The sequence below is a fragment of the Lentibacillus halophilus genome (genome assembly GCF_055395055.1).
The window spans coordinates 2,208,585-2,220,746 of record NZ_AP043750.1 but is presented as its reverse complement, the minus strand read 5'-3'; the positions used below and the strand labels follow the sequence as shown (position 1 = coordinate 2,220,746).

The window sequence follows — 12,162 nt, the reverse complement described above, 5'->3', positions numbered from 1 at the left end:
ATATATCGTTTGTATTTAGAAGCGATTTGTTCAGCCTTGTCCCAGCCCTGTTTCGACAATGTTCTATTCAAATATAGTATTTTTAATAAGATCAGGGGGGTCAACCGCTTTATCAGACAGTTCAATGCTGTTATACAGCTTTTCTTTCACCGCTTCAACGGACGATTCATTGGCATGGATGGTCAAAAGCGACTCTCCTCTGCGTACAGGATCACCGACTTTTTTGTGCAGAATAATTCCGACGGCCAGGTCGATTTCTGAACCTTTCGTTGCTCTTCCGGCCCCAAGCATCATGGCTGCTGTACCGATCGTGTCGGCAGCAATTTTGGAAACGCTACCGGATTTACCGGCGGTCAGCTCCATTCGGTATGCTGCCTGTGGCAATAATTCGGGATGATCAATGACACGCGTATCACCACCCTGTGATTCCAAAAAAGTTTGGAACCGTTCGAGTGCTTTACCATTATACAGATTGGCAGCCAAACGTTTTTTCGCCTCATCAGCAGTATCGGCTATACCCGCTGAAACTGTCATGTGACTGCCTAGTTCCAGACATAGTCGCGTCAAATCATCGGGGCCACTGCCTTTCAGTGTGTCAATGGCTTCTTTTACCTCCAGTGCATTCCCAATGGTTTTTCCAAGCGGCTGAGTCATATCCGAAATAACCGCCATGGTGTTTTTGCCGACATGATTGCCAATGGAAACCATTGATTCGGCTAAATCTTTAGCATCGTGGTATTGTTTCATAAAAGCCCCGGCGCCTGTTTTAACATCCAACACAATGGCATCAGCTCCGGAAGCGATTTTCTTGCTCATGATGGAACTGGCAATGAGCGGCATAGAACTGACCGTTGCCGTTACATCCCGCAAACTGTACAATTTTTTGTCTGCCGGAGTAAGATTGCCTGTCTGCCCAACCACTGACACCTTGTTTTTATTAACCAAATCGATAAATTTGTCATTGGTTAACTCGACATGAAACCCTGGTATGGATTGCAGTTTATCAATCGTTCCACCGGTATGACCGAGTCCCCGGCCGCTCATTTTGGCGACTGGAACACCAAGAGATGCAACAAGCGGGGCGAGAATCAGTGTTGTTGTATCCCCAACCCCGCCTGTTGAATGTTTATCCACTTTTATACCGGAAATGGCCGAAAGATCGATCTGATCCCCCGAGGCGGCCATGGCAGTGGTTAATTCTGCACGCTCTGCTCTCGTCATACCCTGAAAGTAGACAGCCATTAACCAAGCGCTTACCTGATAGTCTGGAATATTCCCATGGGTATACCCTTGGATAAAAAACCGGATGTCATCCTTTGACAGTTCATAGCCATCACGTTTCTTTTCAATAAGCTCATACATTCTCATAGTTACCACCTAACTCTTTTACTCGGCTCTATGAAGGTCCTTTAAAAAACTTGTGCCATGTGTCGGCATTTGAATTTGGAAATTGTCAGCAATCGTTGCACCAATATCGGCAAATGTTTTCCGAATTGGCAGTTCCGATCCCGATTCCATGCCTGGGTAATAAACAAGCAACGGCACATATTCTCTCGTATGATCTGTGCCATGATGAACCGGATCATTGCCATGATCCGCCGTAATGACTAGTAGGTCGTCTTTGTCCAGTCTTTTCAAAACGTCCGGAAGTCTTTCGTCAAAGGATTCCAGAGCTTTTCCATAACCTTCAGGGTCACGACGATGCCCATATTTAGAGTCAAAATCCACCAGATTAAGAAAGTTTAACCCCGTAAACTCATCGGCCATGGAATCAATTAATTTCGTCATTCCGTCGTCATTATTTTCCGTGTGTATTGCTTCGGTTATGCCTTCACCGTCGTAAATATCCGAAATTTTTCCAAGTGCAATGACATCAAAATCAGCATCTTTTAAATCGTTCATGACAGTGCGGCCGAATGGCTTCAGTGCGTAATCATGGCGGTTTGATGTTCGTTCAAAGCTTCCTGGTTCGCCAATGAATGGCCGTGCAATGACTCGGCCGACCATATATTTTTCATCCAACGTCAACTCACGTGCGATGTTACAGATGGCGTACAATTCCTCCAGTGGAATCACTTCCTCATGGGCAGCTATCTGCAGAACCGAATCCGCCGATGTATAAACAATTATTGCTCCAGTATCCAACTGTTCCTGGCCCAATTCTTCAATAATAGCTGTACCTGAGGCCGGCTTGTTGCCGATCACCTTCCTCCCAGTTTTCATTTCCAATTCCGTGATCAACTCATCCGGGAATCCGTCCGGGAACGTTCGGAATGGCTGCCGAATATGTAACCCCATGATCTCCCAGTGCCCGGTCATTGTATCTTTGCCATTGGAAGCTTCTTGCATTTTGGTATAATGAGCCATTGGCGATGCTGCTTTTTCAATACCTGGAATCTCCCTGATATTGCTTAACCCCATCTTTGCCATATTCGGCATAGTAAGTCCGTTCATCCGTTCAGCAATGTGTCCGAGAGTGTCTGCTCCATCGTCGTTGAATTCCTTTGCATCCGGTGCTTCACCGATTCCGACTGAATCCATGACAATTAAAAAAACACGCTTAAAATGTTTCATACCTTTGGCCTCCTATCCTTGGTTTCTCCGCTTTTTTCTATCATCCTCATCGTTGGTTAAGCTCGTGGATGGTACTCCTGATAAATATCTTTTAATCGGGCTTTTGTGACATGCGTGTAAATTTGTGTTGTGGATATGTCCGCGTGTCCCAACATCTCCTGAACAGAACGTAAATCGGCACCATTTTCCAACAAATGGGTAGCAAACGAATGCCGTAATGTATGCGGGGTAATTTCCTTTTTAATTCCGGCACCGTGCACGACTTTTTTTAGAATTTTCCAGAAACCTTGCCGTGACAACGGACGTCCGTGCTGGTTAACAAATAATGCATGTTTATCCTGTTTCCGTTTCACCAGATGTGCGCGTGAAGACTGCAAATACGTTTCGATAGCATTTTTGGCCATATCACCGAGCGGGACAATGCGTTCTCTCGATCCCTTTCCATAGCAACGGACAAAACCCATGGTCAAGTGCAAATCGCTCACCTTTAGCGACACCAGCTCACTCACCCGAAGTCCTGTTGCATACAGCATTTCAAGCATCGCCTTGTTGCGAACTTCCAAGGGGGTATTCCCGCTGATGGCAAGCAACGCATCAACATCCTGATTGGACAGAACGGACGGCAATGTGCGCTCCTTTCGAGGAGTTTCAATATGTATGCTGGCATCGTGATCAGTCAACTGTTCCCTGATGAGGAACCGATGGAAGGAACGAATCGATGAGAGCGCCCGTGCAATGGTGGAGGATGATTTTCCGTCATCTTTCATCTTATATAAAAAGCCAGTAATGTCCGCCCGTCCAATATCATTCCATGCAGACTTGTGAGTCACCTTCTCTATATACAGCACATATTGGTTTAAATCCCGCTCGTATGATTTCAAGGTATTTTCCGAGACCCCGCGCTCTATTTGCAGGTAATGCATAAATTCATGAAAAGCGGGCTTGAGCATGATCATTACTCCCCCAACTGGAAAAATATGTTCAAACGGTCGATAACCGTCTCATCATCATCTATATTAAACACTTTTTCTGACGGACCTTCCGGCGGATCATACCGGTTATATTGCTTGTATTCAGCATGCATATACCTTAACCCTGCATAAAAAAGAACCGTGCAGATGATGAAAATAACAAATACTTTCAGCGTATCCCACAGCAACTGTTTCATAACGTCATCACCTCTTTTGGCTATCTATCATAAATCTATGCCAAAAATAGATGACAATATACATGCTTGGGGAAACGGATGAATAGATTTCCATTTTAAAAATAACTTATTCCACCCGAAAAGTAAACGAAAAACAAAAAGCCTTTCTTCTCACTCAGAAAAAAGGCGGTCTCTCGTATAATCCGATTGTCATTTGGTTGATTCAACGACTGATTCTTGACAGTGTTGGCAGACACCGTGAAACGTAAGACGATGATCTTTTACCTGAAAACACCAATCTTTCTCAACAATCTGTTCCACTTCCTCCAGCAAGTCTTCCTCAATTTCCTCAACCGATCCACATTCCACACAAACGAGGTGATGATGAAAATGTTCTGCTCCTTCTTTTCTTAAATCATAACGCGATACACTGTCACCAAAATTGACTTTATCAACGATTTTTAATTCCGATAACAGTTCCAGTGTCCGGTACACGGTAGCCAACCCTATCTCGGGAGATTTTTCCTTAACAAGCAGATAGACATCTTCAGCACTGAGATGATCTTCTTCACGTTCCAACAACACTCTGACCGTAGCTTCTCGTTGTGGTGTCAGTTTATAACTTTGAGCATGGAGTTGTTTTTTTATTTGTTCCAAGCGGTGTTCCATGGCAAGTCTCCTCCCTATAAATCCCCATATATATTATAGGCACGCACCTGATACGTGTCAAAATATAATTATTATAAATTGCTATCCATATCTGTTATTATATAATAATTATTGTTGTTTATAAAAGGACTTAATAATCATTTCCATGGCTTCGTTGGCAACATAAGCTTCCATCACCGCAGCTGCCAAAGAAAGGGCGATCAAGGATGCGAATGCCGTTACATACTTGCCGAGTGGGTGCAGAACAGGTTGTGACATTCTCCGGGAAAAGAGCTTGGCCAAAAGGGTCAGGGAAAATATCATAGACAGACTGCCTGCTGTGATATAGATAGGGATAATAATGATATTTTGCGGTGCAATGGACATGGATGCTAGAAACAGGCCTTTCATGTTCATTTGATTAACCATGAACCCGACCGAAAACCCAACAATCATTCCTTTAAGAAACAATAAAATCCACACAACCGGCAACCCAATAACCGATAAACCCAAAACAAACAGGATAAACAAATATTTTACATGATAAAAGAAACTGTCTTTCAATATCGCATTATTTGCAGCTTGTTCGTCAGCCGTTATCCCACCAAAAAATCGTTCCAAATAGAAAAACAGATCCTGCTTCTGAATAAAATTCATACTATTTACAATAATGGCACCAAAGATAATTCCTGTTAAAAACAGGATCGCCATAAAAATGTAAATGGTTGCATGGTCTTTTACATGGTCTATCAGCAGTGTCCGTTTATTATACATTTGGAATCCTCCATTACCCCTATTTTTCGGTGTCCTTTGATGAACATCCTCTATTGAAATCTATGAAGAATTCCATACAAACATACCAAATGATTTTTCAAAACGATATCAATGTGGTGACACACTGCCGTACTTCCCGCCACCACCAGCCTTTATAGTCAGTTTCCCTTCTCTCATATCCGTGATGGCTGATGCTAGTTTTTCCGACACAACCGTTCTCAGTTCATGAAAAGGAACGTGATGGATGACATTCATTTCCGTTTGAAACTGCTGCAACAGTTTTGCGAACGTCTTGGGACCAAGCGATGGTAAATATTCCAAAGGCACTTGATATAAATACGGCGGACGGTCCGGCTTTTCGAAATCTGTATCCTTCAATTGCTTAATACGATCGAACACACCTTTCACTATTTTTTTCGATCCGCAGTTATGACATATTGAAGCATTGGCAGCAAGCGGCTCCAAACATTGGCTGCACACAGTTGTATAATATTTCCCGAGATGGGGATTCATCCCGAAATTGCGTTTCACCTGCCGACCATCCACATGGTGAAGCGCTCGGGAAAACTCCTTGAACGATGCTTCGGCCATTATTACCTCCTGATATTCTCTGGCTATTTTGGGAAGAGAATGAGCATCAGAGTTGGATAGAAAGGTAAAATGGTGCAGTTCTGCTATTTGATCGGCCATGGCTGTATCTGAACTCAGACCCAATTCAATCGCGTCCAGCAAATCGGGGTCGAATACTTCTGTCAATGATCGTTCGACACCTTTTCCATACATACTTTTAAATGGGGTGAAAACATGGGCAGGGATAAACAAACCCGCAAGTTCCTTTACTTTATATTGCAAATCTTTAGCAGAACCGTAATAGCGCTGGGAACTCAACGTTATATTCGTCATTTTCGTCGTCAGCCACTCAGAAAATTCCTCCACTACATCCAATGTTGGAAAAAAGCAAAGAATATGGATGGGGCCCTGGCAATAGTCATCATAAATTTCGATCTCCGAACCTAGCAGTAAGGTTGCATTTTCAAAACGGATTCCTCCGTCATCCAACTCATAGGCATGCTCTGCTTTGATCAGTTCTTTCATCTCTTGCTGCACGGCCGGCACATGGCTGTCGATCACACCAACAAGATGAATGCCTTTATTCCGACTAGCCTCTTTTAAAACATTGGTCAGCGTTAATGTCTCGGCTGCGGTTATTTTCACCGGATGATTGTATCTGTCGCGTCCAATATGAATATGCATATCGGCAAAAAACGATGGCAGCATTCACTACATCTCCTTCATGCGTTCCAAGTATAGAATGGCGTAATTGGTTTTTGCATCATGAATCCGCTGTTCGTTCACATATTGTTTTGCTTCATCAAGCGTCAGTTCCACCCGTTCCACGAATTCATCCGCATCACCCGGCAAGGCGTCTTTAAGCGGTTCAATGTCTTTCGTTACATACAGGTGCATGATTTCATCAGCAAATCCAGGTGACGTATAAAACGACACGACAAAGTCAAGGGAACCCGCTTTGTACCCTGTTTCCTCTTCCAATTCGCGCCGTGCAGTCACTTGCGGATCTTCAGCATCTTCCAGTTTTCCGGCCGGAATTTCCACAAGGGCTTTCTCCAGTGGTTTCCGGTATTGCTTGACAAAAACAATTTTGTTATCTTTTGTTATCGGGATAATCCCCACTGCTCCGGGATGTTTGATGAGTTCACGCTTGGATATATTCTCGTCAGGCAATAGGACATCATCCACCTGCAGCTGAATTATGTTCCCGTCATAAATAGATTCCGTCCGAATCGTCTTTTCTTCCCATTCACTCATAAGCGTCACCCTTCTATGTCAACATGATTAACGTTTATTCTAACACCAATCATTGTACTTGTCCTCACTCCTCTTTTACAATGAAAATAACTATTGTAATGGAGGTCAGTCATATGAAAAAGAATCCAATTGGGCAATCGGACGTGTATGTTTCTGAACTAACTCTCGGCTGCATGTCGCTTGGAACCGATAGCAAACAAGCGCAAACTGTTATTGACCGCGCACTTGATGCCGGTATCAATCATTTAGATACAGCGGATCTGTACGGTTTCGGCCGGAATGAAGAAGTTGTCGGCCATGCGATAAAAAATAAACGTGATCAAATGGTTGTAACGTCAAAAGTGGGCAACAACTTCGACAGGGATAAACAAGACTGGTTTTGGGATCCTTCCAAAGAACATATCGAACAAGGATGCAAGGATAGTCTGCACCGTTTGGGCACAGATTATATCGATTTTTACATGCTCCATGGCGGAACGATTGATGACCCAATCGATGAAACCATAGAAGCATTTGAAAACCTGAAACAAGACGGTTTGATTCGGGCGTACGGCCTCTCTTCCATCCGGCCGAATGTCATACGCGAATACGTGCATCGTTCAGATATTGACGCGGTTATGATGCAATATAATCTTCTTGACCGCCGTCCCGAAGAAGAAATATTGGATCTCTTGCACGACAATCATATTAGTGTTTTAACGCGTGGACCTCTGGCAAAAGGCATGCTCAGTAATCACGCACACGAACAAATTGCTAAAAAAGGAAAAGACGGTTTTCTTGATTATTCGCATGCAGAATTGGAAACCATTCAGCAGAAACTGGAACAACTTGCAGGCGATGAGTCACTGAATGCTCTGGCATTAAACTATGTGCTGAAGCATCCCGCGGTTGCGAGTGCCGTGTTTGGCGCAAGTTCCAAGGAACAAGTCACAGAAAACACCCAATTTGACCACACCACACTGAACGATGAAACATACAAAACGATACAAAACCTGACCAAACCGATTCAGTATACGAATCATCGGTAGCCTTTTATAATCGGTTGTCGGATGAGAGACGTGGCATAAAAATTGTATGTGCCACGTTTATTATATAGAGGAATCCATTTCAGTAGTGTCCCCCAGTAATGGGACATATTTCCATTGATACCATGTTGCGAAAGGTATACAATAGGGAACAAATGTTCTTATTCTGGAGGTGAATATCTATGGAGAAAACTGGTTACCCGCGGAATAATGTCCTGTGCATTGATATGCGCTCCTTTTACGCCAGTATTGAGGCTGTTAAACGGGGGCTGGATCCCATGGTTGCCCAATTGGCTGTCGTTGGGGATGTGAACAGGCCGGGAAGTATCGTCCTGGCCGCTTCTCCGGCATTAAAGGAAAAACATGGAATAAGTAATGTCAGCCGTTTTTTTGAACTGCCCAACGACCCGAATATCGTTATTGCACCAGCACACATGGCCGACTATCTGGACGTGTCCATCGAAATCACCAAACTACTGAACCAATATGCCCCGAAAGAAGCGATTCACCCCTATTCCGTTGATGAAGTCTGGGTTACGGTGAACGGAATGGAGAAATTATTCGGTACCCGGTGGCAAATGGCCGCTTCCATTAAACAGGATATTTTGGAAAACTTCGGCATTACTTGTTCAATCGGAATAGGCGACAATAAATTTCTGGCCAAAGTGATGATGGACTTATACGCCAAAAAAGAAGGCATAGCGGAATGCACATATGACGATGTCAAAGAAAAACTGTGGCCGCATCCGGTCCAGGATATTTGGGGCATCGGCCGGCGAATGCAGCACAATATGAACCGAATGGGAATTATCACCCTTGGTCAGCTCGCTCGTTTCCCGTTCAAGCAATTAAGAAAACGGTTTGGCGTTATGGGAGAACAATTGTACTGGCATGCCTGGGGAATTGACTTAAGCCCTGTGCTTGGCCATTTCACGAAAACCGAGCAAAAAGGATTCGGTCACGGCATTTCTTTGTTGCGCGATTATTCCGGAGATGATGTCGCCGTCTGTATCCTCGACTTGTGCGAAGAAGTGTGTAGAAGAGCGCGAACAGCAAACAAAGCCGGCCGAACCATTCACCTTGGCATAACTTATTCCGAAACATCAGGAGGTGGATTCAGTCGGTCCAAATCCATTCCGCTGTCAACCAACAGTACAATGGACATGTATCATGTTTGCATGGAGTTGTTCAGTACATTTTATGATGGACTAAGCGATATCAGACATGTATATGTGACACTGAACAATCTGTACGATGATGATGGAAATGAACAATTGAGTTTATTTGACAACACGACCCAAAAAAAAGATATCGGTTATGTAATGGATGACATTCGAGCCGCATACGGGCCCACGGCCATTTTACGTGCTACAAGCTATACCAAAGCGGGCATTACCATCGATCGAAGCTCAAAGATAGGAGGACATCAAGCATGATTATGCACACTGTTGATAGTGAGGACCTTTACTGAATGACAGGTGAATGAATCCACTTTAAATTTTTACACTAGGAACATATGATCGTATATGTTATAATTATTTTTACAATAGACTGGCTTCACATGAGGGACTATGGCACACGTCTTCTCTTCTGGGATACTTCCCATGGAAGGGAGGTGTTGCCAATGGATATGAACGATGTATTAACGCTGATGATTTCCTTCGGCGTATTAATTGCGTTGATCATGTCCGATAAAAAATAACCCCTCATGTGCTTTAGCCCGGCCATGAGGGATTCATTCCCAATGGTGCCATCCCCTCTTGTTGGGGTTGGTCTATTGTACCGTTCCATGTCAGCACATGGAGCGGTTTTTAATATGATATGACTATCTGTAATCATTATACCACGAAAACAGTTTTTGTACACCCGATATCCATGCCCATTATGATATTAAGCATGTGCATAATCTCTTTTTAACTTTCCATGTCACGTCGTTATCGTCTCCAAAGGCTTACGGTCCACCGCAAACGCAGCATCGATTGGCTTATCTTCCAGCAAGTCTGCTACACGTATACCTGTAATCGGACTAAGCAGAATTCCGTTGCGGAAATGACCGGCCGCAATCGATAAGCCATTGACGTGAGGAGGTCTTCCAATATAAGGTAATCCATCTCCTGTTTGCGGACGAATGCCAGCCCATGCATTTTCCCATCTGGCCTCCTGTAAAGCTGGGACAATGTTTGTGGCGTTCTCTATCAGACCTGATACGCCCTGCAATTGAACAGATTGATCGAATTCATCTGGTTTTTGCGTGGCTCCGATAATAATCCTTCCGCCAGACTTTGGCACAATATAGCCATTTTCCAAAAAGATGCTGGATGATACAATTGGTTGATCATGCCGCACCGCAAAACACTCCCCTTTCACAGGGTGAACATCAAGTGATACGCCGGCTTTTCGAAGGATTTCATTGCTCCATGCTCCTCCCGCAACAACTACTTCTTTGGCATAAAACGAGTCAGACGATGTTTTTACGCCGATGATACGGTTATCTTCCTGTAAAAAATCGTCCACATTCATATGTTCCAGGATATCTGTCCCTAAAACAGCTGCCGATTGAGCAAACGCTTGAGATAATAGCGGTGCGGAAACTTGCCCGTCATTAGGTATATAAAAACCGCCCAAAGCCGCATCAGAAAGTTCCGGTTCTTTCATCCTTATTTTTTCCGCCGAAAGCCATTCCGCTTCTTGCCCCATCGATTGCTGCAATGCTGCAACCGATTCTAAATGGGCACGTTCATCGTCTGTTTGCGCTACCTTTAAAATGCCGCTCTGTTTGAGTTCGATATCTATACCGGAAAGGGATTGTAATTCTTCAGCCAATTCAGGAAACATAGCTCGGCTTTTTTGGGCCAGCTGAAAAAGCGGGTTGTCACCTTCTAGCTCCGACTGTGCACCTAACATACCTGCTGCCGCACTGGAAGCCTTCTCATTCAGTCCATCTTTTTCGATGATCAGAACGTGCTTATTTCGTTTACTCAGCTGATAGGCAATGGAATTTCCTATAATTCCCCCGCCAACGATAATCACATCATAATGTTGTTTCATTTTATCCCTCCTGCTGAATTCCCGGCAAAACGCAAAAAACCACTTCCCTCAATGGATCGGAAAATGGTTGGTGTGCTTTATTTTAAAATAAACCATCTCAGCCCACCACTTCCCTACGCCGGTGTTAACCGCGTCAAGTTCTAAGGGTCCCAAAGTTTATCACTTTGATCTCAGCCTTTTCAAAAGGCACCCCCAGTGGAAATGAAAAACGATTATAGTTTAACTTTAATTTATCAATAATATTGGCAAATGTCAATTAATAACCTTGATGTTAATTGGCGACTAAAATAGAATGTTATTATGGGTATGTTTTCATATTGACTTCTCATCTGAAATGCAACACAATCAAATAAGAGGTGAATGAATTGCCCACGACAATTTTTGCGCATAGGGGTGCCAGCAGCCTGGCCCCGGAAAATACCATGCCTTCCTTTAAACTGGCCTATGAATTGGGGGCTGAAGGTATTGAAACCGATGTACACCTTACCAGAGACAATGAAACCGTATTAATGCATGATGAGCACCTTAAGCGGACAACCAATGGTCACGGATACATTAAAAATTTCACTTATGAACAACTACAGAAGCTGGACGCCGGATCGTGGTTTTCATCCGACTATGCAGGTGTCTCTATTCTTACTTTGGGGACATTGTTGAATTGGGTTCGGAATAAATCATTATATTTAAACCTTGAACTGAAAAATAATAAAATCGATTATAAATATCTTGAACATCTCGTATATGAACAAGTGAAACAGTATCGGCTGACTAACCGGACAATATTATCAACATCGAATCCTCACAGTATCAAACGATTACGTTTACTCAGCGATTCACCCAATATAGGTTTCTTAAGATCCAAAAGGGCAAAAAATCTTGTCGGATACACTGAAAAATTAGGAGCCGGGTCTTTACATATCAACCATCGATTGCTTTCTCCACGGCTTCTAAGGCAAAGCGATGAGGCGAACATGCCCCTTCGTGTGTACACTGTCAATCGTCCCGACATTATGAGACGCTGTTTTCAATCAGGCTGTGACGCTATTATAACCGACGTGCCACACACCGCATTGGAGCAGCGGAAATGAACCGAAAATTAATGAGCATCGCAGGAGGATA

At 43.7% G+C, this 12,162-nt stretch carries 12 protein-coding genes and 1 riboswitch; of the genes, 3 read left to right on the top strand and 9 right to left on the bottom strand.

Translation table 11 applies throughout. From position 1 onward, the window contains the following. Nucleotides 1-63 precede the first annotated feature (63 nt). The 8 genes from ACZ5Q7_RS10950 to ACZ5Q7_RS10915 all read right to left on the bottom strand — a co-directional run bounded on the left by ACZ5Q7_RS10950 (nucleotide 64) and on the right by ACZ5Q7_RS10915 (nucleotide 6,970). The gene (locus ACZ5Q7_RS10950; protein ID WP_343752998.1) at nucleotides 64-1,368 is read right to left on the bottom strand and encodes a pyrimidine-nucleoside phosphorylase; all 1,305 of its coding nucleotides are present in this window, start codon (nucleotides 1,366-1,368) and stop codon (nucleotides 64-66) included. 18 nt (nucleotides 1,369-1,386) lie between these two features. Beyond that, on the bottom strand, nucleotides 1,387-2,574 hold the full coding sequence (gene deoB, locus ACZ5Q7_RS10945; RefSeq protein WP_343752996.1) for a phosphopentomutase: 1,188 nt from the start codon (nucleotides 2,572-2,574) through the stop codon (nucleotides 1,387-1,389). 56 nt (nucleotides 2,575-2,630) lie between these two features. Further along, nucleotides 2,631-3,524: a site-specific tyrosine recombinase XerD gene (gene xerD / locus ACZ5Q7_RS10940; RefSeq protein WP_343752994.1), complete on the bottom strand. Its 894-nt coding sequence runs from the start codon at nucleotides 3,522-3,524 to the stop codon at nucleotides 2,631-2,633. A 5-nt stretch (nucleotides 3,525-3,529) separates the two neighbouring features. Next, nucleotides 3,530-3,742: a DUF4227 family protein gene (locus ACZ5Q7_RS10935; protein ID WP_343752992.1), complete on the bottom strand. Its 213-nt coding sequence runs from the start codon at nucleotides 3,740-3,742 to the stop codon at nucleotides 3,530-3,532. 189 nt (nucleotides 3,743-3,931) lie between these two features. Then, nucleotides 3,932-4,390: a ferric iron uptake transcriptional regulator gene (gene fur, locus ACZ5Q7_RS10930; RefSeq protein WP_343752990.1), complete on the bottom strand. Its 459-nt coding sequence runs from the start codon at nucleotides 4,388-4,390 to the stop codon at nucleotides 3,932-3,934. A gap of 108 nt (nucleotides 4,391-4,498) precedes the next feature. Next, a complete protein-coding gene (gene spoIIM / locus ACZ5Q7_RS10925) occupies nucleotides 4,499-5,143 on the bottom strand; it encodes a stage II sporulation protein M (RefSeq protein WP_343752988.1) in 645 nt (214 codons plus the stop codon). Between the two features lie 108 nt (nucleotides 5,144-5,251). Beyond that, the gene (locus tag ACZ5Q7_RS10920; RefSeq protein WP_343752986.1) at nucleotides 5,252-6,421 is read right to left on the bottom strand and encodes an endonuclease Q family protein; all 1,170 of its coding nucleotides are present in this window, start codon (nucleotides 6,419-6,421) and stop codon (nucleotides 5,252-5,254) included. A gap of 3 nt (nucleotides 6,422-6,424) precedes the next feature. After that, nucleotides 6,425-6,970, bottom strand: a complete 546-nt coding sequence (locus tag ACZ5Q7_RS10915) for an NUDIX hydrolase (protein ID WP_343752984.1) — start codon at nucleotides 6,968-6,970, stop codon at nucleotides 6,425-6,427. Nucleotides 6,971-7,083: 113 nt separating this feature from the next. Here ACZ5Q7_RS10915 and ACZ5Q7_RS10910 point away from each other — a divergent pair, with 113 nt between their 5' ends. Further along, entirely contained in the window at nucleotides 7,084-7,998 is a 915-nt protein-coding gene (locus tag ACZ5Q7_RS10910; RefSeq protein ID WP_343752982.1) for an aldo/keto reductase, read from the top strand. Nucleotides 7,999-8,177: 179 nt separating this feature from the next. Beyond that, nucleotides 8,178-9,431, top strand: coding sequence for a DNA polymerase IV (locus ACZ5Q7_RS10905; RefSeq protein ID WP_343752980.1), 1,254 nt, complete (start codon nucleotides 8,178-8,180; stop codon nucleotides 9,429-9,431). Between the two features lie 490 nt (nucleotides 9,432-9,921). Here the strand turns inward: ACZ5Q7_RS10905 and thiO are convergent, their stop codons facing one another. After that, the gene (thiO, locus tag ACZ5Q7_RS10900) at nucleotides 9,922-11,043 is read right to left on the bottom strand and encodes a glycine oxidase ThiO (protein ID WP_343752978.1); all 1,122 of its coding nucleotides are present in this window, start codon (nucleotides 11,041-11,043) and stop codon (nucleotides 9,922-9,924) included. Nucleotides 11,044-11,136: 93 nt separating this feature from the next. Then, nucleotides 11,137-11,247: riboswitch (TPP riboswitch) on the bottom strand. Between the two features lie 152 nt (nucleotides 11,248-11,399). Between thiO and ACZ5Q7_RS10895 the strand changes: the two genes are divergently transcribed. Next, complete coding sequence (locus ACZ5Q7_RS10895) at nucleotides 11,400-12,131, top strand: glycerophosphodiester phosphodiesterase (protein ID WP_343752976.1); 732 nt, start codon at nucleotides 11,400-11,402, stop codon at nucleotides 12,129-12,131. Nucleotides 12,132-12,162: the final 31 nt, after the last annotated feature.